The organism is Pseudomonas sp. P5_B3 (genome assembly GCF_056400405.1).
Map to the genome: position 1 here is coordinate 29,896 of NZ_JBFULI010000015.1, position 26,410 is coordinate 56,305.

Genomic DNA, 26,410 nt, shown 5'->3' on the forward strand with positions numbered 1-26,410 from the left:
TGAATGAGGACTGTATGAGCAAGACTAACGCTGATTTGATGGCCCGCCGTACCGCTGCTGTTCCACGTGGTGTTGGCCAGATTCACCCGATCTTCGCCGATTCCGCGAAGAACGCGACCGTGACCGACGTCGAAGGTCGTGAGTTCATCGACTTCGCCGGCGGTATCGCCGTACTGAACACCGGCCACCTGCACCCGAAAGTCATCGCCGCCGTGACCGAGCAGTTGAACAAGCTGACCCACACCTGTTTCCAGGTTCTGGCCTACGAGCCGTACGTGGAAGTGTGCGAAAAAATCAACGCCAAGGTGCCGGGTGATTTCGACAAGAAAACCCTGCTGGTGACCACCGGCTCCGAAGCCGTGGAAAACTCCATCAAGATCGCCCGTGCCGCCACTGGCCGTGCCGGCGTGATCGCGTTCACCGGTGCTTACCACGGTCGCACCATGATGACCCTGGGCCTGACCGGTAAAGTCGTGCCTTACTCGGCCGGCATGGGCCTGATGCCAGGCGGCATCTTCCGCGCGCTGTACCCGAATGAACTGCACGGTGTGAGCATCGACGACTCGATCGCTTCCATCGAACGCATCTTCAAGAACGATGCCGAGCCGAAAGACATCGCCGCGATCATCATCGAACCGGTTCAGGGCGAAGGCGGTTTCTACGTCGCTCCTAAAGAGTTCATGAAACGTCTGCGTGCCCTGTGCGACCAGCACGGCATCCTGCTGATCGCTGACGAAGTACAGACTGGCGCTGGCCGTACCGGCACCTTCTTCGCCATGGAACAGATGGGCGTTGCTGCCGACCTGACCACCTTCGCCAAATCCATCGCTGGCGGCTTCCCGCTGGCCGGTGTTTGCGGCAAGGCCGAATACATGGACGCCATCGCTCCAGGCGGCCTGGGCGGCACCTACGCCGGTAGCCCGATCGCTTGCGCCGCGGCCCTGGCCGTGATGGAAGTGTTCGAGGAAGAGCACCTGCTGGACCGTTGCAAGGCTGTTGGCGAGCGTCTGGTAACCGGTCTGAAGGCCATCCAGGCCAAGTACCCGGTGATCGGTGAAGTCCGTGCCCTGGGCGCGATGATCGCTGTCGAGCTGTTCGAAAACGGCGACAGCCACAAGCCGAACGCCGCAGCCGTGGCGTCCGTTGTGGCCAAGGCTCGCGACAAGGGTCTGATCCTGCTGTCCTGCGGCACCTACGGCAACGTTCTGCGCGTCCTGGTACCGCTGACCTCGCCGGACGAGCAACTGGACAAAGGCCTGGCGATCATCGAAGAGTGCTTCTCCGAGCTCTGATCACTCAGTGTGACCTGATCCACAAAAAACCCGCTTCGGCGGGTTTTTTCATTCCCCTTGAAACGCATCCCGCGCATTAGCGCTGTATCGAATGGCCAGCTTTGGCTAAGGTTCCTGCATTGCCAGGGAGAGCTGTATGACAACTGTCATTTTACCCGCGGTTCCGAGAGTCCTGATTGCCGAGGCCGACCCCTGGTCCCGGGATTTGCTCAAGGAAGTGTTGTTGAACGTACGCTGCGATGCGCGGCTGGATCTGTGCGCCGATGGTCAGCAGGCCTTGGAGTTGCTGGCGGACAACCCCTATGACCTGGTGATAGCCGACTGGGAGTTGCCGGGCGTCGATGGCCTGAATGTCCTGCGCAACGTCCGTCAGCGCAAACGCAATCCGCCCATGCCGTTCATTCTGATGAGCAGTCGCAACGACAGTGCCAGCGTGCGCGAGGCCTTGCCGTTGGCGCCGGCCGCGTACCTGACCAAGCCCCTGAACATGGAAAGCCTGACCCAGCGGTTGCAGGCGTTGCTGCTGAACGCTGGCGAAGAAGTCTCATGCGAAGTGCCGTCGCTGGCGCCGGGGATGACATTGGCGGTGTATTTGGAGCGTCGACGGGAATTGGCCGACGGCGCGCCATTGATGACCGACGTGCAAGTGGCGGTCAAACGCAGCCTCAACCCCAATGGCCTCGATCTGACGGTGCTGGAAGACGAAATCCGCACCGATCCGCAGGTCACGGCCGTGCTGATCGCCGCTGCCAACAGCGCGGCCCAGCACCACGGCGCCGCTGTGCAAACCCTGTCCCAGGCACTGCATCGCCTTGGCACCGGGCAGAGCATGAACCTGATTCTCGGGCTGGCGCTCAAGCGCAGTGCCCGGCTCAGCGATCCGCAATTGGCCGACTATGCCGAGCGTTACTGGGATCTGTCCCTGCACACCGCCGAATACGCGCGAACCCTGGCGCGCTTGCTCGATCTGGATCAGGAGCGCTGCTATTGCGCCGGCATGTTGCATCGTCTCGGCGATCTGGCGTTGCTGCGCTGTTTGCAGGAATGGAAACAGGCCGGTGGCGAACTGGACGAGCAGGAGGAAGTGGGCGAAGCGCTGGTTGAGTTTGGCGCGGCCTATGGTTCGGCCCTGCGCACGCGCTGGCGTCTGCCGCTGGAGTTGCGGGAGCTGATTGCGGCGGCCTACCAGCTCGGTGGCGGGGTTTACTCCCGCGAAGCGCTGGTGATGAACATGGCAGCGCAGCTGGCGCGCCTGACCGAGCATGAGGGTATCGAGATGCTGGCGAAGAGCCGGACGGCGCGGTTGCTCAAGATCGGTTTGCCGGAGTTGATGCGTTTGCGCAGGAAGTAAGTACACCACCAACCCCTGTGGGAGCGAGCTTGCTCGCGATAGCAGACTGTCTGCCAACATTGATGTTGAATGAGCCGCCGCCATCGCGAGCAAGCTCGCTCCCACAGGGTTCCAGGGTGAACCTGTCAGGCCGTGACAATCCGGTTCTTGCCGTCGCGCTTGGCCTGGTACATCGCGGCGTCCGCCCGGGAAAACAGGTTTTCCACGTTTTCGTCCGCGGCGGTCAGGCTGGTCAGGCCCTGGCTGACGGTGATGCCGAACGTCCGGCCTTCATGGGTGAAACGCAATCGCTGAATCTGCTGTTGCAAGCGCTCAGCCACTTGCAGGGCCATCTGCGGCGTGCAGCCGGGAAACACCGCAGCAAACTCCTCACCGCCAATGCGCCCGAAAAGGTCGTCACGGCGCAACGCTGCGCGGCCGCTTTCGGCAATGCGTTGCAGCACGTTGTCGCCTTCCTGGTGACCGTAGGTGTCGTTGATGATTTTGAAGTCATCGATGTCCAGCATCAGAAACGACAGCGGCTCGCCCTTGTTTCGGGCGTGTTCGAACTCGCGTTGAGCGCATTCGAAGAAATGCCGGCGATTGCTGCTCTGGGTCAGGGCGTCGGTGGTGGCCAGGCGATGCAGCTCGGTTTCCATCTGCTTCTTGTCGGTGATGTCTTCGGCGATGCCGAAGATGATCACCGGTTGCCCCGGCTCGGCCTGGCGGTTGATGTAGCATTTGTCGCTGAGCCAGCGCATCTGGCCGTCGGCGGCAGTGATTCGATACTCGCGGTCTTCCACGGCGCCTTTGTCCAGCACTTCGGCCAGGCTGCGTTCGGCATAGTCCAGGTCGTCGGGATAGATGTTGTCGCGCCATTGATTGCAGTCGGCCAGCAGTCGATCGGCTGAACGGCCAAAGATCCGTTCATAGGCGGGGCTGACGTAAAGCACCTGGCGGGTTTCCCAATCGAATGCCCACAGCACCGCGTTGACGCTCGCCAGCAAGGTGTTGAGCAACTGTTCGCGTTCGCTCAGACGTGCGACTTCGCCTTGGGCGTGCATCAGCGCCATCAGGGTCTGCGCGGCCTCGGGCCAATGTGACGGAGATGAGTCTTGCAGGTTTTTTTGGGCCATCGACACAAATCTCAAAGGGCATGCCGCGTGTTCAATGGCGGCCAACACCAAGCCCGCCGGGGGATGGCGAAGTGTCTTTGAGATTGGGCTTTTTAGATGAAGTTCCCGCCTTTTGTGGCGAAGGAGAGGTCTCCCGCCGGGCGGTACTGATGACGCGATTTTGCGGTCAGACCACAAACCCATGTGGGAGCGAACCTGCTCGCTCCCACAGGTTTTGTGGTTCAGGCGGCGGCAGGACGCAAGGAGTAGGTCTTCAACTGATCGGCGAAGTCGCGCAGCGATTGAATCCCGCTGGCTTCGGCTTCGTGTACCCAGTCCTTGATGGCCGCCAGCATGTCGTGGCCATTTGAGCTGGTCTTGACCCAGATCTGCTGCAGGGCCAGGCGTTTCTCGTAAATTACCTTCAGCGCCTGACTGTGCTCGAGCATGTTCTGGATGCGTACATGGTGTTTGTCATCCAGCAGGCTGGTCTCCCGCGAAAGCAGGCGTTTGGCCCGGTGGAACTGGTGACGTACCGAGTGATCGACCTTTTCCAGCTCTTGCTTGACCAGCGGGCCGATCACCAGTTTTCGGTACTGGGCCATGATCTGGAAGCGGTTGTTGAGGATCGCCATGGCGGTGTCCATGTCCAGGTTGCCCTTGCCTTCGACGCGATGGGCGATCGGCGCGACCCGTTGAACCTTGGCCAGGCGCAGGAAGCTGAAGACTTGAATCCACGCCCAGCCCAGGTCGAATTCCCACTTCTTCACCGACAGTTTTGCCGAGTTAGGGTAGGTGTGATGGTTGTTATGCAGTTCTTCGCCGCCAATCAGGATGCCCCACGGCACCAGGTTGGTCGCCGCATCGCGGCATTCGAAGTTGCGGTAGCCGATGGCATGACCCAGGCCATTGACCACGCCGGCGGCCCATACCGGGATCCACATCATCTGGATGGCCCAGATGGTGATGCCAATGGTGCCGAACAGCAGCAGGTCGATAACGCCCATGATCGCGATGCCCAGCAGCGGATAGCGGCTGTAGAGGTTGCGCTCGATCCAGTCTTCGGGGCAGTTCTTGCCGTAGATGCGCAGGGTCTCGGGGTTTTCCGCTTCGGCGCGGTACAACTCGGCGCCTTTGCGCAGCACCGTGGACAAACCCTTGATGACCGGGCTGTGCGGGTCATCGACGGTTTCGCATTTGGCGTGATGCTTGCGGTGGATGGCGGTCCACTCGCGGGTGTTCTGCGCCGTGGTCAGCCACAGCCAGAAACGGAAGAAATGCTTAAGGCCCCCATTCAGCTCCAGGGAGCGATGGGCCGAGTAACGATGCAGATAGACCGTGACGGCGATGATCGTGACGTGGGTCATCAGCAGGGTGACTGCTACCAGAGACCAGGGCGACAAGCCAAGAAAACCTTCGTACCACATAGGCTATAGGGCCCTCGATAAAGAAAAAACAGCCGTTGCATTATCACTAAGCCCACACAGAAAACCAGTCGCCCTTTCAGATAAGAGTGGCTGGATGTGTCTTTAAACTATAATCCCCACCTTTTTGTAGGGACATGGATCGCCGGATGTCTGCCACCTATCGCGATGCCTTGCGCACAGCGCTGCTCTATCTGTTGCTTTCTGTGGTTTGGCTGCAGATCAGTGGCTATTTATTAAACAGTTTCTTCGATAGCTCTGCCGAGCGACTGCGATGGCAACTGATCAACGGTTATGTTTGGGGGCTGTTCAGCGCCGGGTTGATCTTCATTGCCCGGGCGCGGCTGCTGCGGTGTCTGGGGATCGACGCCACATTGCACGAACGCAATACCAATCGCGAGCGCCTGCGCCAGGCGGCTGCTGTTTTCGACTGTACCCGCGAAGGCGTGCTGGTCACCGATCGGGAAGGCGTGATCGTCCATGTGAACCGGGCGTTCATGGAAATCACCGGTTATGGTTGTGAGGACGTGCTCGGGCAGCGCCCCAATATGTTCAAGTCCGGACGTCATCCATCTGACTTCTATCAGGTGATGTTCGCCGCGCTTGAACGCACAGGGGAGTGGAGTGGGGAAATCTGGAACCGGCGCAAAAGCGGCGAAATTTACCCACAATGGCAGACGATCCGCCTGATCCACGACGACTACGGCCGGCCGAGCCAATATGTGGCTGTGTTTTCCGATATCAGTGCAATCAAGAACTCCGAACACGAGTTGATGCACCTGGCGCACCACGATCCGCTGACCGACCTGCCGAACCGCCTGCTGTTCACCGACCGCACCGAACAGGCCCTGGCCTCGGCGCAGGTCCACAAGCGTGGCTGCGCGCTGCTGATGATCGATCTCGATCACTTCAAGATGATCAACGACAGCCTTGGGCACACCATCGGCGATCAGTTGCTCAAGGCGGTGGCCGAGCGCCTTGGCGCCATGTTCGGCCCGGGCATCACCCTGGCGCGGCTGGGTGGGGATGAGTTCGCCGTACTCGCCGAAAGTTGTCCGCAATTGGTTCAGGCCGCTGCGTTGGCCCAGCGGATCATCGACGGCCTCAAAGCACCATTCTCTATCGATGACCATCAGTTGTTCATCAACACCAGCATCGGCATCAGCCTGTTCCCCAGCGATGCCTTGAGTGTTGAGCAACTGCTGCGTAATGCCGACTCTGCGCTATTCAAGGCCAAGAGCACGGGGCGCAATGATTATGCCCTGTATACAGAAGAGCTGACGGCCCACGCCCAGCAACGGGTCGAGATCGCCTTTGAATTGCGCCGCGCCCTGGACCGGGAAGAGCTGCGGGTTTATTACCAGCCGGTTCATGACCTCAGGAGCAGTCGCCTGATTGGCGTCGAGGCGCTGGTGCGTTGGCAGCACCCGCAGCGGGGATTGGTGTCGCCGGCGGAATTCATTCCGGTCGCCGAGCGAACCGGTCTGATTGCTGAAATCGATGCCTGGGTCATGGCGCAGGCGTGCCGGCAGATGTGCCAGTGGCAGCAGAGTGGAGTGGTGCTGTCGTTCGTTGCGGTCAACGTTTCTTCGCGCCTGTTCGCCCGTCGTGAGCTGTATCGGCAGGTGGCGCAGGTCCTGCGCGAAACCGGGCTGGAGCCGGCGTTTCTGGAGCTGGAAGTGACCGAAAGCGCGGTGATGGAGGACCCGGAAGTCGCGCTGGAGCAAATGCATCGCCTGCGCGAGTTGGGGGTGCGCCTGGCCATCGACGACTTCGGCACGGGGTATTCATCGCTGCTGCGGCTCAAGCGTCTGCCGGTGCAGAAGCTGAAAATCGACCAGGGCTTCGTCGCCGGATTACCGTGGGATGAGGATGATGCGGCAATCTCGCGGGTGATCATTGCCCTGGCGCAAAGCATGGGCATGCAGGTGCATGCCGAAGGGATCGAGCAGGTCGAACAGGCGGCTTTCCTTCTCGAACAGGGATGCGATCTGGGGCAAGGCTATTGGTTCGGACGGCCGGTGCCAGCGGCGCAGCTCGATTGGATGCATGCGCCGGTGATCGGATAGGCGCAATCCCTGTGGGAGCGRGCTTGCTCGCGATAGCGGAGTAACAGTCGAGACTTCTAGAGACTGACACGCCCTCATCGCGAGCAAGCCCGCTCCCACAGGTTTTTTGGTGTGCCTGAAAGAGGGTGATTCACCTCAAGCCCTTGTCCCTTCAAGTAATCTCTTCTGGTTATATAAACATTCTTAAATAGTCTTTTTAAGAATATCTACACCTCTCTAGTATTGCTCTCACGCCGCAAGCAGTGCCGACACTGCGAGGCAACCTCTCAGTTGAAGGAGCAGCAATATGAGCGCATCCCTGCGAAGCGTCGACGGTCAAGACGAAGCCACCATCCTGCGTGAAATCCAGAGTGCCCTGCGCGACCTGCGCTTTGGCGCCGTGGAAATCACCGTGCACAACGCCCAGGTGGTGCAGATCGAACGCAAAGAAAAATTCCGCTTGCAGCAGCCGGGCAACAAACCGGGCTGAGGCGAAACAGGCACCGCGATTTCCGATATCCCATAAGAAAAAGCCAACACACCAAGAATTCCAGGAGCTTTCACCATGTCGTCGATTCGCCACTTCGCTTTGGCCGCCCTGGCCAGCGCCCTTTTTGCCGGTTCCGCGGTAGCCAAGGATTACGAGCTGCTCAACGTGTCGTACGACCCGACCCGCGAGCTGTACCAGGACTACAACGCCGAATTCATCAAGTTCTGGCAGAAGGATCATGCCGGCGACACGGTGAAAGTCCAGCAATCCCACGGCGGTTCGGGCAAACAAGGCCGGGCGGTGATCGATGGCCTGCGTGCCGACGTCGTGACGCTGGCCCTGGCCGGTGACATCGACGAAATCGCCAAGCTCGGCAAGACCCTGCCGGCGGACTGGCAAAAACGCCTGCCGGACGCCAGCACGCCTTACACCTCGACCATCGTATTCCTGGTGCGCAAGGGCAACCCGAAAGGCATCAAGGATTGGGGCGACCTGGTCAAGAATGACGTCTCGGTGATCACGCCGAACCCGAAAACCTCCGGCGGTGCGCGCTGGAACTTCCTCGCGGCCTGGGCCTATGGCCTCAAAGCCAATGGCGGCGACGAGGCCAAGGCCAAGGAATACGTGCAAACCCTGTTCAAGCACGTGCCAGTGCTGGATACCGGCGCTCGCGGTTCGACCATTACCTTCGTCAACAACGGTCAGGGCGACGTGTTGCTGGCCTGGGAAAACGAAGCCTTCCTGGCCCTGAAAGAAGAGGGCGGCGCCGACAAGTTCGACATCGTCGTGCCATCGCTGTCGATTCTCGCCGAGCCACCGGTGGCGGTAGTCGACAAGAACGCCGAGAAAAAGGGCAACGAGCAGATCGCCGAAGCCTACCTCAAGCACCTGTACAGCCCGGCCGGCCAGGAAATCGCGGCGAAGAACTTCTATCGTCCACGTGACAAGGACGTGGCCGCCAAGTACGCCCAGCAGTTCCCGAAACTGGAACTGGTGAGCATCGACAAGGACTTCGGCGGCTGGAAAGCCGCACAGCCGAAATTCTTCAATGACGGCGGGGTGTTCGACCAGATCTATCAGGCGCAGTAATATTAAATAGCCATCAATGAGCCTCGAATTTCGATTCGAGGCTTTGTGCGTTCTCAACCAAGGACTTTTATGTCGCGTCGTATCTCCCCCGTCATACCCGGCTTCGGGCTGACGCTGGGCTACACCTTGGTGTACCTCAGCCTGATTGTGCTCATACCACTGGCGGCGATGTTCGTGCATGCCGCTCAACTCACCTGGGATCAGTTCTGGGCAATCATCTCGGCGCCACGGGTGCTGGCGGCGCTGAAGCTCAGCTTCGGCACCGCCCTGTGTGCCGCGATCATCAACGGCATCATCGGCACGCTGCTGGCCTGGGTATTAGTGCGCTATACCTTCCCGGGGCGCAAAGTCATCGACGCCATGATCGACCTGCCGTTCGCATTGCCCACGGCAGTGGCCGGTATTGCACTGACGGCGCTGTACACCCCTACCGGCCTGGTCGGTCAGTTTGCAGCGGATCTGGGATTCAAGATCGCCTACACCCCCCTGGGCATCACCCTTGCCCTCACTTTTGTGACACTTCCATTCGTAGTACGTACCGTACAGCCAGTATTGGCGGATATCCCCCGTGAAGTGGAAGAAGCGGCGGCGTGCCTGGGGGCAAAACCCTTGCAGGTTTTCCGTCATATCCTGCTGCCGGCACTGCTTCCGGCATGGCTTACCGGTTTCGCTCTGGCCTTTGCCCGCGGGGTCGGCGAGTACGGTTCGGTGATTTTCATTGCCGGCAACATGCCGATGAAAACTGAGATTCTGCCGTTGCTGATCATGGTCAAGCTCGACCAATACGATTACACCGGCGCTACCTCCATTGGTGTACTGATGCTGGTGGTTTCCTTCGTCCTGTTGCTGCTGATCAACTTGTTGCAGCGGCGCATCGAAACCCCATAAGGAGGCGCACCCATGTCCCAATCGTCTATTGCTGCCGCTTCCTCGAACGCTGCCCGCCGTGGCAGCGCGACTTCGCGGCGAATCCTGATCGGCCTTGGCTGGCTGATTTTTGCCCTGTTCCTGTTGCTGCCGCTGTTCATCGTGGTGTCCCAGGGCCTGAAGCTTGGCCTCGGTGCGTTTTTCACCGCGATCTTTGAGCCGGATGCGCTGTCGGCGCTGAAACTCACGGTCATCGCCGTGCTGATTTCGGTGCCGCTGAACCTGGTATTTGGCGTCAGTGCCGCCTGGTGCGTGAGCAAGTACTCGTTCCGCGGCAAGAGCATGCTGGTGACCCTGATCGACCTGCCGTTCTCGGTATCGCCGGTGATTGCCGGCCTGGTCTATGTGCTGATGTTCGGCGCCCAGGGCCTGTTTGGGCCGTGGCTTTCGGACCACGACATCCAGATCGTCTTCGCCCTGCCGGGCATCGTACTGGCGACGATCTTCGTTACCGTGCCGTTCGTGGCACGGGAGCTGATCCCGCTGATGCAGGAGCAAGGCACTCAGGAAGAGGAGGCTGCGCGCCTGCTCGGGGCCAACGGCTGGCAGATGTTCTGGCACGTCACTGTGCCCAACATCAAATGGGGCCTGATCTACGGCGTGGTGTTGTGCACCGCGCGGGCCATGGGTGAGTTCGGTGCGGTATCGGTGGTTTCCGGGCACATTCGCGGGGTGACCAACACCCTGCCGCTGCACGTCGAGATCCTCTACAACGAATACAACCACGTGGCCGCGTTCGCCGTGGCGAGCCTGTTGCTGATCCTGGCGCTCTTCATCCTGCTGCTCAAGCAGTGGAGCGAAAACCGTATTAACCGCCTGCGCGCCAGCGCCGCGGAGGAATAATTCATGTCGATCGAAGTGCGTAACGTCAGCAAGAACTTCCATGCCTTCAAGGCGCTGGACAACATCAGCCTGGACATCCAGAGCGGCGAACTCGTCGCACTGCTCGGTCCGTCGGGCTGCGGCAAGACCACGCTGCTGCGGATCATCGCAGGCCTGGAAACCCCGGATCAGGGCAACATCGTGTTCCACGGTGAAGACGTTTCCGGCCATGACGTGCGAGATCGCAACGTCGGTTTCGTGTTCCAGCACTACGCCTTGTTCCGCCACATGACGGTGTTCGACAACGTCGCGTTCGGCCTGCGCATGAAGCCGAAAAACCAGCGCCCGAGCGAAAGCCAGATCGCAACCAAAGTCCACGAACTGCTGAACATGGTGCAACTGGACTGGTTGTCGGACCGCTATCCGGAGCAACTCTCCGGCGGTCAGCGCCAGCGTATTGCCTTGGCCCGAGCGCTGGCTGTGGAACCGAAAGTGCTGTTGCTCGACGAACCCTTCGGCGCCCTTGACGCCAAGGTCCGTAAAGAGCTGCGCCGCTGGTTGGCGCGTCTGCACGAAGACATCAACCTGACCTCGGTGTTCGTGACCCACGACCAGGAAGAAGCGATGGAAGTCGCCGACCGTATCGTGGTGATGAACAAGGGTGTGATCGAACAGATCGGCTCACCGGGCGACGTCTACGAAAACCCGGCCAGCGATTTCGTCTATCACTTCCTCGGTGATTCGAACCGTCTGCACCTGGGCGAAGACAAACATGTGCTGTTCCGCCCGCACGAGGTGTCGCTGTCGCGCCATGAACTGGAAGATCACCACGCAGCGGAAGTGCGGGACATTCGTCCGTTGGGCGCGACGACGCGGGTGACGTTGAAGGTCGAAGGGCAGAGCGATCTGATCGAAGCCGAAGTGGTCAAGGATCACGACAGCCTGGTTGGATTGGCGAAGGGCGAGACGCTGTTCTTCAAGCCGAAGGTCTGGCAGAAGGTCGCCAACATTTAAAGCAAAAGCATCGCGGGCAAGTCGGATCGCCGCACCGCCGCTCCCACAGGTTTCTGGGGTGTTCACAAGTTTTGTGTTCAACACCGATCCACTGTGGGAGCGAGCTTGCTCGCGATGGCGTCTTACGCCGCAGCGTTTTTCTGACGCAGACGCACCCCACCCGCCCGCGCCTCGATCTGCTCTTTCAGGTCATGCCGCATCCCCAGCAAAAACGCCAGCTCCGCCACCACAAACAGCGGCCCGACAATCAATCCGGTCACGTCATCGACAAATGCCGGTTTGCGCCCTTCGTAGTGGTGACCGACAAACTGGATGACCCAACCGATCACGAACATCGCCACACCGCTGCCCAGCCAGACCAGCGTGCCTTGCTGTGCCAACGCATGACCTGCCCACACCGACAGACCAAGCAATACCGTCATCAACACGCCCAGGCGCAACTCCAGGCGCAGGTAAAACCACGCCGAGGCCAGTGAAACCAGCACCGCCGGCGATACCCAGGCACCACCCAGCGACCACTCAGGCCGGGACAACAGCACCGCGACGGCCACCACGATCAGCGGAATGCCGATAAAGTGCGATGCGATGTTGCGTGGGTCACGGTGGTAGGCGGCGTATTGACTGAGGTGGTCGACGAGGCTTTTCATTGTTGTTCTCCTGTGGGGTGATTGATCATGCCCCGGGGCCACTTCCCGCTCTGTCAGCCAGGCGACAATCTCTAGGAGTTTTCATGGATATGCAGGTCTGGCGTCCACGCCTGATGAGCGGTCAGTGGTTCAGCCATTTGCCTGATTCCCTACAGGATAGTCTGCTGTCGGTGGCCAGGGTGCGGCGCCTGTCGCCGGGCCAGCGGCTGTTCAAGCGTGGCGATCCGCCCTGCGGCCTGTACGCGGTGCTTGAAGGCGCGGTGCGCGTCGGTGCCGTCAGTGAGCAGGGCAAGGAAGCATTGCTGAGCCTGGTGGAGCCGCCGCACTGGTTCGGAGAAATCTGCCTGTTCGATGGCCAGCCACGCACCCACGATGCCTACGGCGTGGGCCAGTGCACGCTGCTGCACATCCCCCAGAACACCTTGCTGGCGCTGCTCGATGAGCATCCGCAGCACTGGCGGCAACTGGCATTGCTGATGAGCCAGAAATTGCGCATGACCTTCATCAACCTTGAACAACTGAGCCTGTTGCCGGCCCCTGCACGGCTGGCGCACCGCTTGCTGATGATCGCCGAAGGCTACGGCGAGACCACCCCTCCACGCCGCGTCTTGCAGCTACCCCAGGAGCAGCTGGCCGCCATGTTGTCGCTGTCGCGCCAGACCACCAACCAGATTCTCAAGGAGTTGCAGGGGCAGGGGATCATCGGGCTGAGTTACGGCGAAATTGAAATCCTCGATGCTGCCCGATTGCGGGAACTGGCTACAATCTGAAACTCGACGCATATCCCTTGTGGGAGCGAGCTTGCTCGCGATGACGGTGTGTCAGTCTCCAGGTATGTCGACTGACAGTCCGCTATCGCGAGCAAGCTCGCTCCCACAGGGAATCTGGGTGAATCAGAGATTTGTGGTCACCGAAAAAACTGTGGGAGCGGGCTTGCTCCGGGCGACGTTCCGGCGATGGGGCCAGATCAGCCAACTCACTTTCCGGATCAATCAGCGCAACCCATCCCGAAACTGCCCAGGCGTCATCCCCGTCCAGCGCTTGAATGCGCGGCTGAAGCTGCTGGTGTCGGCAAACCCGAGCAGGTAACTGATCTCGCTCAACGAACATTGCGGGTCACGCAAGTGCAGCAGCGCGAGGTTTTCACGGCTTTCGTTGAGCAGCGTATCGAATCGGCAGCCTTCATCCGCCAGGTGCCGTTGCAGGCTGCGCAGGCTCAGGTGCAGGGCCTTGGCTATGTGTTCAGCGCTGGGTTCGCCTTCGGGCAGTTGTTCTTCAATCGCATCGCGGACCTTGCGCTCCCAAGTCAGCGGCTTGAGTTGCGCCAGGGTGCGCTTGAGCACGGTTTCGTTGTGTTCGGCCAGCTCCGGGTTGGCGTCGTCCAGGTGGCTGTCGAAGTCGACGAGGGCGAATTCCAGTCGGTCCTCGTCGGCGCCGAAGTGCACGGGCGAGCGAAAGACTTTATGCCATTGGTGTGCGTCCACTGGCTCCGGGCGGCGCAGGTAGGTGGCCAGCGGCGCGTAGTCGCGGCCCAGGCGATTGCGGCAGGTGCGCACGTAAATCGCCATGAACGCGTCGATGGCTTCGAAGGCCGGGGCCGGATTGCCAGCGGGGATTTTCAGGCGGAAACAGTAGCGATCTTCGGTACGGGTCAGTTCCAGTTCCAGGGCATCGCTGACCACCTGGTGATAGCGCACGATGCGCTCGAACACTTCCCGCAGGCTGCCGCTGGCCACCAGCGCATAACCCAGCGCATGGAAAGTGGTCGGGCTGACGAAACGCGAAACCCGCAAACCAATCGCCGGGTCGCCGCTGACCTGCACCGCCAATTGCCACAGGTGTGTGGTGCCCGACAGCGGGTAGCGCGCGTTCGGGTCGTCCATCAAATTTGGGTCGAGGCCAGCTTGCTGGCACAGGGCGGTGCTATCGATGCCCAGGGCATCGAGTTGCTTGCGCAGGGCGCGGGTCCAGCTGGCGAGAGAGGTCGGTTCAGTCATGCTGATTGGCGCTTCCGGTCAACAGGTTGGCGTTCTCGGCTACCGCGTTGCGAAGGATCGCAAGGCAGGATGCAACCATCAATAATCAGAGGATGGAAGCATGGACCGTACTTCTGCAAGCCCCCAACGACTGAATGCAGCCCAACGATCAGCCCATATCCGTGAAGTGGTGCTGGCCAGAGGCGTCGAGCTGCGCGAGCAATACCCGATTCTCAAGCATCAGGACGCCCTCGGTGCAGGCATTCTGACCTTCGCCATCGCCGGTATGATCGGTTCGGCGGCGCTCTATATGACCGGGCATATGGCTTGGTGGGCGTGCCTGTTGCTCAACGCATTTTTCGCCTCGTTGACCCATGAGCTGGAACACGACCTGATTCACAGCATGTACTTTCGCAAGCAGAAGGTGCCGCACAACCTGATGATGGGGCTGGTGTGGCTGGCGCGGCCGAGCACCATCAACCCATGGATTCGCCGCCACCTGCACCTCAACCACCACAAAGTCTCCGGCTCCGAAGCCGACATGGAAGAACGCGCCATCACCAATGGCGAGCCATGGGGATTCGCACGGTTTCTGATGATTGGCGACAACATCATGTCGTCGTTAATCCGCATGCTGCGGGCCAAGACCTTGGCCATGAAGTTCAGCATCATTTACCGCACGCTGAAGGTCTACGCACCGCTGGCGCTGATGCATTGGGGTGCGTGGTACGTGTTTCTCGGCTTCCACGCAGCGAACGGCGTTGCGCATCTGATGGGCGCACCGATCGAGTGGTCCGCGACCACGTTGTCGGTGATGCAGGTGATCGACATCGCGGCAGTCGTGATCATCGGTCCGAACGTGTTGCGCACGTTCTGCCTGCACTTCATCAGCTCGAACATGCACTACTACGGTGACGTGGAGCCGGGCAATGTAATGCAGCAAACCCAGGTCCTGAATGCCCCGTGGCTGTGGCCGTTGCAGGCGTTCTGCTTCAACTTCGGCAGCAGCCACGGCATCCATCACTTTGTGGTGAAGGAACCGTTCTACATCCGCCAGTTGACCGTACCGGTGGGGCACAAGGTGATGCGTAAGATGGGCGTGCGGTTCAATGATTTCGGTACGTTTGCGCGGGCGAACCGGTTTGAGCGCAGGGAAGAAGTGGTCGGGGAGAAGGTGCGTACAGCCCAGGCTTAAGGGTTGTCTGCTAAGGCCTCGTCGCGAGCAAGCTCGCTCCCACATTGGTTTTGTGAGCGCCAAAAAAACCTGTGGGAGCGAGCTTGCTCGCGATAGCGGTGGTTCAGGCTGAATCAATCCGGCTGAAACGGCGACTCACTCAAGATCACCCCGGTCTCATCCACATACCGCTGCCAATGCTCGATCAAGGCACCAAGCTTCTGCGGTTGGCTCGACGCCAGGTCATGAATCTCCCCCGGATCATTGCCCAGGTCATACAGTTGCCAGGTCGCCGGCCCGACCGGTCCCGGGATGTACACCGCCTTCCATTGCCCCTGTCGAATCGCCCGCCGACCGAATAATTCCCACCCGGTCACGGTGTGCTCGTCATGCACTTGCGCCGTCTCGCCCGACAGAAACCCCAGCCACGATTTGCCGCGGATTTCCGCTACGGGTTTGCCATGCCATTGCTTGCCCGGATGGCGCACACCGGCGAGGTCGAGAATGGTCGGCGTGATGTCCATCACCGTGCCGAAACCGTGGCTGATCTGTCCCTTGAGCGGCAGCTGCGGGTAGTGCACCAGCGCCGGAACGCGGATCCCGCCTTCGGTGGTGAAGGCTTTGAACAACCGCGACGGCGCGGTGGCAACCTGCGCCCAGTTCGGCCCGTACCAGACGTAGGAATTGGCCCGGCCGATGTTGTCCAGGCTGTTGTCGTAATGCTGATTGAGATAGGTCAGCAACTGCGGGCCGAATTTCGGGAAAGCCTCCAGCAATGCCCCTTCGGCGCCGTTATCGGACATGAACAGGATGAAGGTGTTGTCCAGTTGCCCTTGTTGGCGCAGGTAGTCGACGACGCGGCCGATGTTCCAGTCCATGCGCTCGACCATCGCCGCATAAACCTCCATGGCCCGCGCGGAGATCTGTCGTTGTTCGTCGCTCAAGGCATCCCATTGTGCGCTCAGCTGGATCAACGGATGCGGCTCGACATCGGCCTCGATCAGCCCCAGCTTTTTGAGTTTTTCCAGGCGCTCGATTCGCAGGACTTCAGGGCCGGCGTCATAGCGCCCGCGGTATTTTTCCACCACCTCGGCCGGCGCCTGCAAAGGCCAGTGCGGTGCGGAAAACGGCAGGTAAGCGAAGAACGGCCGGGTCTGGTCGCGCTCCTTGAGGTATTGCAGCAGCTTGTCGCCAAAGGCATCGGAGGAATAGAAATCCTTCGGCAGTTCATCGATGAATTGGTCGTCTTCGATGTACAGCGCCGGGGTGGATTTCAGCAACCGTGGCGTCGTTTCATCGTAGGTCGGCTCGAACCCGTAGTGGTTGGCGGCGCCGGGCAACAGCGAAAACGAACGCTCGAAACCCCGGGCGTGAGGCGCCAGTTCTGCGGTCAGGCCCAGGTGCCATTTACCGCTCATCAACGTCTGGTAACCGGCCTCGCGCAGCAGCTCGGGCAGGGCGACCACGCGGTCGTTCAAATGCCCTTCATAGCCGGGTTTGCCGATCAGGTCCGGGGTCAATGCTTCGGCCATGGTGCCGATGCCGGCGATGTGGTGGTCGGTGCCGGTGAGCAGCATCGATCGGGTCGGCGAGCAGGTCGGTGCGGTGTGAAAGTCGGTGAGGCGCAAGCCATTGTTGGCCAGTGCATCAAGGTTCGGCGTGTTGATTTCGCCACCGAAGGCGCCGAGGTCGGAAAAGCCCAGGTCATCGGCCAGGATCACTAAAAAATTGGGACGTTGYGGCATCAAGCATTTCCTTTTTCAGTAGGCAATGAAGGACAGCGGCAGATCGCGGACCTGCACCGGCACGGGGGGCTGGTAGTGATCGTCGCTGGTGAGTTCGTGAAGCAGTTCTTCGCGCAGTTGGTGGAAGTCGAAACTGCTGCGCTGGCGCGGATGGGGCAGGGCAATCTCGACCACTTGCTTGATCCGCCCCGGTCGCGGCTCCATCACCACCACGCGGTCGGCGAGGAAGATCGCTTCCTCGACGTCGTGGGTGACCAGTACTGTGGTGATTTTTGCCCGCGCGCGGATCGCCAGCAGTTCGTCCTGCATCTGTTGGCGGGTCAGCGCATCGAGGGCGCCAAAGGGCTCGTCCAGCAGCAGAATCCGTGGGCTGGCCACCAGGCCGCGAGCGATGGCCACGCGCTGCGCCATGCCGCCGGAGAGCTGGTGCGGATAGGCGCGGGCGAAGTCGCCGAGGCCCACCAGTTCGATGAAGTCATGGATGCGCTTGTGCTTTTGCGCAGCGCTGAGTGGCTCGTTGACCAGGCCCAGGCCGATGTTGTCGGCCACGCTCAGCCACGGGAACAAGCGGTGTTCCTGAAAGACGATGCCGCGCTCGCCGCCGATGCCGGTGACGGCTTTTCCGTCCACGCTGATCTGCCCCCGAAATTGCGTATCGAGGCCCACCAACAGCCGCAGCAAAGTGGACTTACCGCAACCGCTGGAGCCGACGATGGCGACGAACTCACCCTCGGCGATGTCCAGGTTGAATTCGCGAATGGCCTCAAGTGTGAAGCCGTCGACGTCGAAGGTTTTGCCCACGTGATTGAAGCTGACAATCGGTGCGTTCATGCGTGTCTCCAGCGGGTGGCGCGGATTTCCAGGCGTTGGCCAATGAGGTTGAGCAGGGCGCCGGTCAGGCCCACCAGCAGCATGCCGGCCATGATCAGGTCCATGCGCAGCAGTTGCTGGGCGCCGATCATCTGGCTGCCGATGCCGCCGTTGGACGGCATGAAATATTCGGCGCCGATGGTGCCGAGCCAGGCGTAGATCAGGCTCAGCCTGAGCCCGGCGAAAATCCCCGGTGCGGCGCCCGGCAGCACCAGACGGCGCAGACGCTGGGGCAGGTTCAGGCGCAACACCTGCGCGGCCTCGTTCAGTTGCGGCGACAGGTGGGCGACGCTACGTTGGGTAGCGATGAACAGCGGGAAAAAAGCGGCCAGGGCAACGAACACCCACTTGGCCAATTCCCCCAGACCGAACCACGCGGTGAGCAGCGGCACCCAAGCGAAAATGGCGATCTGGCGGATGGCGGCAAGGGTCGGACCGAGCACGCGTTCATTGGTCCGCGACAATCCCAGCAGCAGCCCCAAGGCAAACCCGAGCCCACCGCCGAGCAGCAATCCGCCAAGGGTCCGGCCCAGGCTCAGGGCCATGCCGCCAATCAGCGTGCCGTCGAGCAGGCCATTCCAGGTGGTGTGCAGGACGGCCAGCGGACTGACCAGAATGTTCGGGTCAATCCACTGCTGATCCGAGGCCAGTTGCCACAACGCCAGAAGCGCCAGTGGCAGCAGCCACGGCTGCAATCGCTGCCAACCTTGATAACGCGGCCCGCGGCGGATTTCGGCGGTGGCCGGGTGCGGCCAGTGCACCAGTTTCCTGTCCAGCAGACCGATGCCGCGATCCATCGCCACGCCGATCAAGCCGATCACCACGATGCACACGAAGACGATGTCGAGCATGAACAGCTGTCGCGCCCAGACCATCAGGTAACCGATGCCTTCGCTGGACGCGAGCAGTTCGACAGCCAGCAGCGAGGTCCAGCCGGCAGCCAGCGCGAGGCGTACACCGGCCATGAATGCCGGCAGTGCGGCAGGCAGCACCAGGCGTCGGATCAACAGATGCCTGGGCAAGCGCAACACGGCGGCGGCCTCGCGCAGCTTTGGTTGTGCATCGCGCACGCCGACCAGTGTATGCAGGGTCACCGGCACCACGATGGCCTTGATCAGCACCACCAGTTTCAGCACCTCACCGATGCCGAAAAACACCATGAACAATGGAATCCAGGCCAGGGTCGGGACTTGCGCCAATCCGGCGAAGGTCGGAAAGACCAGGCGCTCCAGTCGATGACTGAAACCCAGTGCCGCACCCAAAACGGCACCTGCGCTGACCCCGGCCAGCAAGCCCCAGAACAAGCGTTGCAGGCTGATCCACAAATGGCTCCACAACTCGCCTTGGGACAATTCAACGGCGCTGTTCCAGACCAGGGTCGGCGCTGGCAGGATCTGCTCGCTCATCCAGTGATTACGGCTGGCGAGCCACCAGAGCGTGAACAGGGTGATCGGCAACAACCAAGGCAACAGTCGACGATTCAGACTGGGCCAGAGGCGCTGGTTTTCCAGTGGTGGCGCGGCCAGCGGCAGGCTGAGAAGGGAAACACGGGCCATGAACGACCTCCGTTGTCGGGTTGCAATACAGGCATGCTTTTTTGTAGGAGTGAGCCTGCTCGCGATAGCGGTGTGTCAGGCAAAGATGTCTCGATTGACCTTCCGCTATTCGCGAGCAGGCTCGCTCCTACAAGGGTTCAGGCGTATGCAAAATTGATCTATAAAATTCAAAACAAATACTATTCAGAGATAAGAGAGGCCATTTATGGCCTCCCTAAGCTTCCGCATCCAATGCATTCGAAGAATATTTTTGATGCCGCTTGGGCATATCGGCGGAGAGCCCCGGATGCGTTGATATAGATCTAAATGGTCTAAAAATGTGAATTTATAGTATTTAAATGTTGACTCTACTTCAGCCTACTTTCGGTTCCTCAACGCCCGTTGCCCAAGGAGCCGCACCCATGAACCTTCCCTTCAAACGTGTCATCAGCCTGTTCGCCGCACCGGCCCTGGCGGGTCTGCTGGCCTTCACAGCCAACGCTAGCGAACTCAAGGAAATCCGCATCGCCGTGCCGGACCTGAGTGCCGGTACCCAGCACAGCGGTGGCGGAGTAGTGGATGTGCTGCGCGATCAACAGATCTTCGAAAAGGCCTTTGCCGATCAGGGCATCAAGATTCAGTGGAGTTTCTTCAAGGGCGCTGGCCCGGTGATCAACGAGGCGTTCGCCAACGGTCAGGTTGACCTGGCTTACCTTGGCGATTTGGCGGCCATCATCGGCAAGTCCAATGGACTGGATACGCGGTTGCTCAGCGCCTCGGCGCGCGGGGTGAAGCATTACCTTGGCGTGGTGCCGGGTTCAGGGATCAAGACCCTGCAGGACCTCAAGGGCAAACGCGTGGCGATTTTTCGTGGTACCGCCAGCCAGTTGTCCTTCGATGCGGCGCTGGCCAGTCAGGGTTTGAGCGAGAAGGACGTGAAAGTCATCAACCTCGACTTCAACGCGGCGGTCGCGGCGCTGGCGGCGAAGCAAATCGATGCCTCGTGGGGTGGTTCCGGGCTCACGGCGTTGCAGGCCAAGGGGCTGGCCGAGTTGCCGCTGAACACCAAGGACCTGGGCGGCGCCGGCAGTGTGCAGGCGGTGCTGGTGGGGACCGGGAAGTTTGTCGACGAGCATCCCGAGGCGGTCGCTACATTGCTCAAGGCACAACAGCAAGCCGTGACGTGGCTGACCCAGGACAGCAACAAGGACGCTTATATTCAGTTGGTGTCGGGGCTGGCGAGTTATCCGGCGGTGATCCTCACGCAGGATCTGAAGGATCAGAAACTGAGTGAGGTTTTCCCCTCGACGCTTGACCCGGTGTTCCTCGGCAAATTGCAGGATGCGGTGGATCTGGCTTCGCAGCAGAAGCTGATTCGCAAGTCGTTCAAGGTGAGCGATTGGGTGGCGCCGGAGTTGGCCGCGGCCAAGCTTTGAATCTTCAGTGAGCTCACTGGCCCCATCGCGAGCAAGCTCGCTCCCACATTAGATTTGAGTCGTACACAAACTGTGTGTCCGACAGAGATCCCCTGTGGGAGCGAGCTTGCTCGCGATGGGGCCATCAAACCGCGACGCTGATCTGCTGCCTGTCCACCGCCACCAACGTCTCGATCATCGCCCGCGCCGCCGGTGACAACCGGAACCCCGTGCGACTGACGATCCCGCACCGCGCATTCATGCTCTCGATGTTCTGCGGCAAGTTGCGCCAATGCAGTAGCACCAGCGAACCCTGGGCAATGTCCTCGATAAACGCCTCCTCGGTGCCGACACCAATCGCATTCGATTGCAGCACCACTTTCACCAGCGCCGGAAAATGCTCGGTCTCGATGGTCGGTGAAAAATCCACCCGCCCACTGAGGTTCGCCAGCAGTTTGCGAATGCCCGGCGGGATCATCGTGGTCGCTAGCGGGTAATCGAACATGTCGTTGGTCGACAGGCTCTCCTTGGCCAGCAGCGGGTGCCCGGGCCGGCAGAAAAACACACCGCGCTTGGGCGTCAGGGCCTGGGTCTGGAAGTTCGGGTCGGACTCGAAATGGCGGATGTCGGCGATGAAGAATTCGATCTCTTCACGACTCAGGGCACGGCTGAGTTTTTCCCAGTTATCCACCTCGAAGCAGGTGCGCACTTTCGGGTGCGCGTTGATGAATTGCGCCACCGCATCCGGCACCAGTTTCACCGCTGGTGCCGGACCGCAACCGAAGCGCAGTTCACCGGCATCGAGCTTGGTCATCTGCGTCACTTCGGCATTCAAGAGGGCCGCGCCTTGCACCAGGCTGCGGGCATGTTGCAGCACCACCAGGCCTTCGGGGGTGGGGCGCAAATCCTTGTTGCCACGGTCCACCAGGACGCAGCCGAACTCGTGTTCGAGCCCCTGAATGCTGCGGCTGAAGGCAGGCTGGGTAATGCCCATGGCCTCGGCCGCGCGCACGAAACTGCGGTGTTCGTCGAGGGCGATGAAGTAGCGCAACTGGCGAAGATCCATATGCTTTTCCGGCATCCTAAAAATAGCTCGAAGGCATTTGCGACGAAGGTTGACTGAGGTTTTAAATGCAACCTCTTATTCCGTCAACGAAGCATGTGTATATCTATTAGATCTAAATTGAATATAGATAGAGCAGTGTTTCGCGGCCGGTTCAATCGCAAGCAGTCTGATGAGGGTCTACCCATGAGCAATGCCGCTTTCGCAGTGCAACCCGCTGTTCACGCGCTTGAAATCCACCCGGTGGCCGGTCGCATCGGTGCCGAAATTCGTGGCGTACAGCTTTCGGGCGAGCTGGATGCCGCCACCGTCGAAGCCATTCAACAGGCGCTGCTGCAATACAAAGTGATCTTCTTCCGCGAGCAGACCCGGCTCGACGATCAGCGCCAGGAGGCGTTCGCCCACCTGCTCGGCGAACCGGTGGCGCACCCGACCGTACCGGTGCGCGAGGGCACGCGCTTTCTGCTGGAACTGGACGGTGCCGATGGTCAGCGAGCCAGCTCCTGGCACACCGACGTGACCTTCGTCGAGGCCTACCCGAAAGCTTCGATCTTGCGCTCGGTAGTGGCCCCGGCTTTCGGCGGCGACACCCTGTGGGCCAACACCGCCACCGCCTACGACGGGTTGTCGGCAGAGCTGCGTGAACTGGCCGACAAACTGGTCGCCGTGCACAGCAACGAATACGACTACGCCGGCAACAGGCCTGACGTCTCGGCCGAGAAGCTGGAGCGCTATCGCAAGATCTTCACCTCGACCGTCTACGAGACCGAACACCCGGTGGTCCGCGTGCACCCGATCAGCGGTGAGAAGAGCCTGTTGCTGGGGCATTTCGTCAAACGCATCAAGGGCTATTCCCAAGCCGATTCGGCACACCTGTTCGGGCTGCTGCAAAGCCATGTGATCCGCCAGGAAAACATCGTGCGCTGGCGCTGGAAGGCTGGCGATGTGGCGATCTGGGATAACCGCTCCACCCAGCATTACGCAGTGGATGACTACGGGACCCAGGATCGCGTGGTGCGGCGGGTGACGCTCAAGGGTGAAGTGCCGGTGGGTGTGAATGGGCAGCGTAGCCAGACGGTGAAAGGGCCGGATATCGACGGCGTCTGAGCTGACGCTATCGCGAGCAAGCTCGCTCCCACAAGGGATCTTTGGAGTTCACGGGACCAGTGTGGGAGCGAGCTTGCTCGCGATGGCGGCCTGGCAAGCAACAAAGAACTTTTTTTGATCGGGAACCCCGCCTTATGAGTCCGTTGTACCTCGCCCCAACGTCGTCACCCCAACGGCTCAAACGCCTGCCTCTGGCCCTGTTGCTGGCAGGAAGCGCCGGTTGGACCCAAGGCTATGCGGCCGACAGCACCACCCCTGAAACCACTCTCGCAAAAACCGCCACGGCCGACAATGCACAACTGGAAACCGTAACCGTAACCACTCGCCGCCGCGAAGAAAGTTCGCAGGATGTGCCGACACCCATGAGCGTAGTCAGCGGCCAGACCCTGGAAACCCAGCGGATCTATCGCATCCAGGATTTGCAGCAACTGGTGCCTAGCGTCAACGTCGCCTACATGCATGCGCGCCAGTCCAGCGTGTCGATCCGTGGCCTGGGCAACAACCCGGCCAGCGATGGCCTGGAGGGCAGTGTCGGGCTGTACATCGACAATGTTTATCTCGGCCGGCCGGGCATGGCCGTGTTCGACCTGATGGACATCGAGCAGCTCGAAGTGCTGCGCGGTCCGCAAGGCACTTTGTTCGGCAAGAACACCACGGCGGGCGTGATCAACATCAGCACCCGTGCGCCGACTTTTACCCCGGAACGCAGCATCGAATCTTCGGTGGGCGAGGACGGATACTTCCAGACCAAGGGCACGATTTCCGGACCGCTGAATGACGAACTGGCCGGACGCTTTTCTGCGTATCGCACCCGCAGCGACGGCGATATCAAGAACGAGTTCGACGGCCACGATTTGAACGGCGGCTCCCGCGATGGCTTCCGTGGCCAGTTGCTGTTCAAGCCGAACGAAGTATTCAGCCTGCGCTGGATCGGCGACTACAACGAAGAAGATTCCAGCGCCGGCACCCGCGTGTTGTTCAGCACCGGGCCGACCATCAATGGCGTCAACCTTTACCAGCGCCGGGCCAATGCGGTGGGCGCTACATTGGTCGACGGCACGCACCGCAAGGTCAACCTGAACGATGACCAGCACGTCACCGTGCACCAGGGCGGCACGTCGGTCGAGGCGAACTGGACGCTGCCGAGCGACTTTACCCTGACGTCCATCAGCTCCTGGCGCTGGTGGAATTTTACCCCGCGCAATGATGACGGCCTGAACGTATCCGTCTTCCACAACGCCGGCGTTTCGGTGGAGGATAAGCAGTATTCCCAAGAGTTTCGCCTGGCGTCACCTGCCGGTGGATTCTTCGATTACGTGCTCGGCGCCTACTACTTCGGTTCCGACCTGGACAACAAATCCTTCACCTTTTACGGCCCGCAAGCGGACATCTGGAACGGCACGCCCAACGGTGCGCTGAACAACATCGACAGCGTCGGCAACGGTCATATCGAAACCAACAGCTTCGCGCTGTTCGCCCAAGGCACCTGGCACCTGACTGAACGCCTGGATTTCACCGCCGGGTTGCGCGGCACCTATGAAGAGAAAAACGCCAGGGTGACCCGTGATGCCCCGGCCGGTGGTGCCGCTGTCACCGGTGCGGCGGCCGCGGCACGACGCGCTCGTGCGGGGGCCTTCGATTCCGGCGAACTGAACCAGTACAGCTCGAGTCCCTCGGGCCTGTTGAACCTCAGCTACCGCATCACCGACGACCTGCTCACCTACGCCACGTTGTCCCACGGCGAAAAATCCGGCGGGGTCAATCTGGCTGTCGGCACGGCGATGGTGGCCGGCGCCGATTCGCTGCTGATCGGCACCGAGCGCGCCAACAACGCCGAGCTCGGTTTCAAGAGCACGCTGTGGGACCGTCGCCTGCAACTGAATGCCAATGTGTTCTGGACTCAGGTCAACGGCTATCAAACCAACGCCTTCGACGACGTGAACCGCGTGCAGTTCCTGACCAACGCCGGCTCGGTGCGCTCCCGTGGCGTGGAGTTCGAAAGCACCCTGCTTGCGTTGCGCGGCCTGACGCTGAACATCAACGGCTCGTACAACGACGTCAGCTACCTCTCGTACAAGGATGCACCCTGCCCACCGGAAGTCAGCCTGGCGCCGGGCGCTCCGGCATCCTGCGACCTCAGCGGGCATCAAGTGGTGGGCGCTTCGAAATGGATCGGCAACGCCAACGGCGAATACAAGTGGAACCTGAGCAACGGCTTCGAAGAGTACGTCACCGCCAGCTATGCATTCCGCTCCAAAGCGGTGGGCACGGTGGAAGATTCCGACTTCGGGCAGATCCCGAGTTATGCGGTGGTCAACCTGTCCACAGGCCTGCGCGGTGACTTCAACCAGGGGCAGTGGGACGTTTCGTTATGGCTGAAAAATGCCTTCGACAAAACCTACTACACGACGCTGTGGACGGCTGCGAATGGCGGTTATGAAGGCCTGCTCGGCACGCCACGAACGCTGGGCGTGACTGGTCGATACGACTTCTAAGAAGGGGGGTTCAGCAATGAGCAATGTCCAGACCGCCGTCAGTGCACATGAAGTGCTGTGGCACCCGGCACCTGGTGGCGAGTTGGTCGACCTCGGCCGACCACACCGCGTGCCCTTGGGCCAGTTGCGTTTGCAGCGTTCGCCCAAGGGCATTTTGAGCCGAAGGGAAACGATCCTGCTCGGCGTGCTGGCGTTGCTGGTACATGGCGCGGTGATCTATTGGGTCAATCAGCAACCGACCCCAGTATTGCCAATCGTGCCGCCGGAGATTCCGCCGATGACCATCGAGTTCTCGCGGCCGGCGCCACCGGTGGTCGAACCACTGCCACCGCAACCCGTGCCGCCAGTGGTTGAGCCGCCTCCACCCGTGGAAGACGAACTGGCCGTGAAGCCACCTCCACCGAAGCCGGTTCCCAAGCCTAAACCGGTGGCCAAACCGATACCGAAACCGGCGCCCAAGGCGGTTGAGCAACCACCCGCGCCTGCGACACCGGCAACGCCCGTCGCGGCCCCGGTACCCCCTGCACCGCTGGCGCCCGCGCCTGTGACACCGGCCTCCGCAACGGCCGGCTACTTGAAAAACCCGGCGCCGCAATACCCGTCGCTGGCCCAGCGTAAAGGCTGGGAAGGCACGGTGTTGTTGCGCGTGCAGGTGCTGGCCAGCGGCAAGCCCGGCGAGATCCAGATTCAGAAAAGCAGCGGCCGTGATGCACTGGACGAAGCAGCGCTGAACGCGGTGAAACGCTGGAGTTTCGTGCCGGCCAAGCAAGGTGATGTCGCCCGGGACGGCTGGGTCAGCGTGCCCATCGATTTCAAGATTCATTAAACCGAA

General features: G+C 60.8%; 22 protein-coding genes. 14 read left to right on the forward strand and 8 right to left on the reverse strand.

Annotated elements, in window-relative coordinates:
• Positions 1-14: 14 nt before the first annotated feature.
• Together gabT and AC1DRN_RS11645 are read left to right on the forward strand one after the other, a co-directional pair.
• Positions 15-1,292 carry a 4-aminobutyrate--2-oxoglutarate transaminase gene (gene gabT / locus AC1DRN_RS11640; RefSeq protein WP_223463254.1) on the forward strand — a complete coding sequence of 426 codons (1,278 nt, stop codon included), beginning with the start codon at positions 15-17 and terminating at the stop codon, positions 1,290-1,292.
• Positions 1,293-1,428: 136 nt separating this feature from the next.
• Positions 1,429-2,643, forward strand: coding sequence for a response regulator (locus tag AC1DRN_RS11645; RefSeq protein WP_223463255.1), 1,215 nt, complete (start codon positions 1,429-1,431; stop codon positions 2,641-2,643).
• A gap of 125 nt (positions 2,644-2,768) precedes the next feature.
• Here AC1DRN_RS11645 and AC1DRN_RS11650 read toward each other — a convergent pair whose 3' ends face one another.
• Positions 2,769-3,758, reverse strand: a complete 990-nt coding sequence (locus tag AC1DRN_RS11650; protein WP_223463256.1) for a GGDEF domain-containing protein — start codon at positions 3,756-3,758, stop codon at positions 2,769-2,771.
• 221 nt (positions 3,759-3,979) lie between these two features.
• Positions 3,980-5,164: a delta-9 fatty acid desaturase DesA gene (gene desA, locus AC1DRN_RS11655; protein ID WP_223463257.1), complete on the reverse strand. Its 1,185-nt coding sequence runs from the start codon at positions 5,162-5,164 to the stop codon at positions 3,980-3,982.
• A 146-nt stretch (positions 5,165-5,310) separates the two neighbouring features.
• Between desA and dibA the strand changes: the two genes are divergently transcribed.
• From dibA to AC1DRN_RS11685, 6 genes are all read left to right on the forward strand, one after another.
• Positions 5,311-7,230: a phosphodiesterase DibA gene (gene dibA / locus AC1DRN_RS11660; RefSeq protein ID WP_223463258.1), complete on the forward strand. Its 1,920-nt coding sequence runs from the start codon at positions 5,311-5,313 to the stop codon at positions 7,228-7,230.
• Between the two features lie 286 nt (positions 7,231-7,516).
• Entirely contained in the window at positions 7,517-7,699 is a 183-nt protein-coding gene (oscA, locus tag AC1DRN_RS11665) for a sulfur starvation response protein OscA (protein ID WP_007975618.1), read from the forward strand.
• Between the two features lie 75 nt (positions 7,700-7,774).
• Positions 7,775-8,788 carry a sulfate ABC transporter substrate-binding protein gene (locus AC1DRN_RS11670; RefSeq protein ID WP_223463259.1) on the forward strand — a complete coding sequence of 338 codons (1,014 nt, stop codon included), beginning with the start codon at positions 7,775-7,777 and terminating at the stop codon, positions 8,786-8,788.
• A gap of 69 nt (positions 8,789-8,857) precedes the next feature.
• Positions 8,858-9,676: a sulfate ABC transporter permease subunit CysT gene (gene cysT / locus AC1DRN_RS11675; RefSeq protein WP_007972956.1), complete on the forward strand. Its 819-nt coding sequence runs from the start codon at positions 8,858-8,860 to the stop codon at positions 9,674-9,676.
• Positions 9,677-9,688: 12 nt separating this feature from the next.
• On the forward strand, positions 9,689-10,558 hold the full coding sequence (gene cysW / locus AC1DRN_RS11680; RefSeq protein ID WP_150726413.1) for a sulfate ABC transporter permease subunit CysW: 870 nt from the start codon (positions 9,689-9,691) through the stop codon (positions 10,556-10,558).
• A gap of 3 nt (positions 10,559-10,561) precedes the next feature.
• A complete protein-coding gene (locus AC1DRN_RS11685; protein WP_046040728.1) occupies positions 10,562-11,551 on the forward strand; it encodes a sulfate/molybdate ABC transporter ATP-binding protein in 990 nt (329 codons plus the stop codon).
• A 122-nt stretch (positions 11,552-11,673) separates the two neighbouring features.
• Here the strand turns inward: AC1DRN_RS11685 and AC1DRN_RS11690 are convergent, their stop codons facing one another.
• Positions 11,674-12,198, reverse strand: coding sequence for an Mpo1 family 2-hydroxy fatty acid dioxygenase (locus AC1DRN_RS11690; protein ID WP_223463260.1), 525 nt, complete (start codon positions 12,196-12,198; stop codon positions 11,674-11,676).
• Between the two features lie 83 nt (positions 12,199-12,281).
• Between AC1DRN_RS11690 and AC1DRN_RS11695 the strand changes: the two genes are divergently transcribed.
• Entirely contained in the window at positions 12,282-12,968 is a 687-nt protein-coding gene (locus tag AC1DRN_RS11695) for a Crp/Fnr family transcriptional regulator (RefSeq protein WP_223463261.1), read from the forward strand.
• A gap of 222 nt (positions 12,969-13,190) precedes the next feature.
• Here the strand turns inward: AC1DRN_RS11695 and AC1DRN_RS11700 are convergent, their stop codons facing one another.
• Positions 13,191-14,195: an AraC family transcriptional regulator gene (locus AC1DRN_RS11700; protein WP_223463262.1), complete on the reverse strand. Its 1,005-nt coding sequence runs from the start codon at positions 14,193-14,195 to the stop codon at positions 13,191-13,193.
• Positions 14,196-14,295: 100 nt separating this feature from the next.
• Between AC1DRN_RS11700 and AC1DRN_RS11705 the strand changes: the two genes are divergently transcribed.
• Positions 14,296-15,369, forward strand: coding sequence for a fatty acid desaturase (locus tag AC1DRN_RS11705; protein WP_223463263.1), 1,074 nt, complete (start codon positions 14,296-14,298; stop codon positions 15,367-15,369).
• A 113-nt stretch (positions 15,370-15,482) separates the two neighbouring features.
• Here AC1DRN_RS11705 and AC1DRN_RS11710 read toward each other — a convergent pair whose 3' ends face one another.
• The 3 genes from AC1DRN_RS11710 to AC1DRN_RS11720 are packed head-to-tail and all read right to left on the reverse strand — an operon-like array spanning position 15,483 to position 19,519.
• Complete coding sequence (locus AC1DRN_RS11710) at positions 15,483-17,093, reverse strand: arylsulfatase (protein ID WP_223463264.1); 1,611 nt, start codon at positions 17,091-17,093, stop codon at positions 15,483-15,485.
• A gap of 15 nt (positions 17,094-17,108) precedes the next feature.
• Complete coding sequence (locus AC1DRN_RS11715; RefSeq protein WP_223463265.1) at positions 17,109-17,924, reverse strand: ABC transporter ATP-binding protein; 816 nt, start codon at positions 17,922-17,924, stop codon at positions 17,109-17,111.
• A complete protein-coding gene (locus AC1DRN_RS11720; RefSeq protein ID WP_223463266.1) occupies positions 17,921-19,519 on the reverse strand; it encodes an ABC transporter permease in 1,599 nt (532 codons plus the stop codon). The genes AC1DRN_RS11715 and AC1DRN_RS11720 overlap by 4 nt, the downstream gene beginning before the upstream one ends.
• 401 nt (positions 19,520-19,920) lie before the next feature.
• On the opposite strand from AC1DRN_RS11720, the gene AC1DRN_RS11725 reads away from it, so the two are divergent.
• The gene (locus tag AC1DRN_RS11725) at positions 19,921-20,934 is read left to right on the forward strand and encodes an ABC transporter substrate-binding protein (protein WP_223463267.1); all 1,014 of its coding nucleotides are present in this window, start codon (positions 19,921-19,923) and stop codon (positions 20,932-20,934) included.
• A gap of 124 nt (positions 20,935-21,058) precedes the next feature.
• On the opposite strand, the gene AC1DRN_RS11730 is transcribed toward AC1DRN_RS11725, so the two are convergent.
• Entirely contained in the window at positions 21,059-21,979 is a 921-nt protein-coding gene (locus AC1DRN_RS11730; protein ID WP_223463268.1) for a LysR family transcriptional regulator, read from the reverse strand.
• A 183-nt stretch (positions 21,980-22,162) separates the two neighbouring features.
• On the opposite strand from AC1DRN_RS11730, the gene AC1DRN_RS11735 reads away from it, so the two are divergent.
• The 3 genes from AC1DRN_RS11735 (at position 22,163) to AC1DRN_RS11745 (ending at position 26,404) form a co-directional block, all read left to right on the forward strand.
• Complete coding sequence (locus AC1DRN_RS11735) at positions 22,163-23,083, forward strand: TauD/TfdA dioxygenase family protein (RefSeq protein WP_457265712.1); 921 nt, start codon at positions 22,163-22,165, stop codon at positions 23,081-23,083.
• A 134-nt stretch (positions 23,084-23,217) separates the two neighbouring features.
• Entirely contained in the window at positions 23,218-25,578 is a 2,361-nt protein-coding gene (locus tag AC1DRN_RS11740; protein ID WP_223463270.1) for a TonB-dependent receptor, read from the forward strand.
• Between the two features lie 16 nt (positions 25,579-25,594).
• Positions 25,595-26,404: an energy transducer TonB gene (locus AC1DRN_RS11745; RefSeq protein ID WP_223463271.1), complete on the forward strand. Its 810-nt coding sequence runs from the start codon at positions 25,595-25,597 to the stop codon at positions 26,402-26,404.
• Positions 26,405-26,410 lie beyond the last annotated feature (6 nt).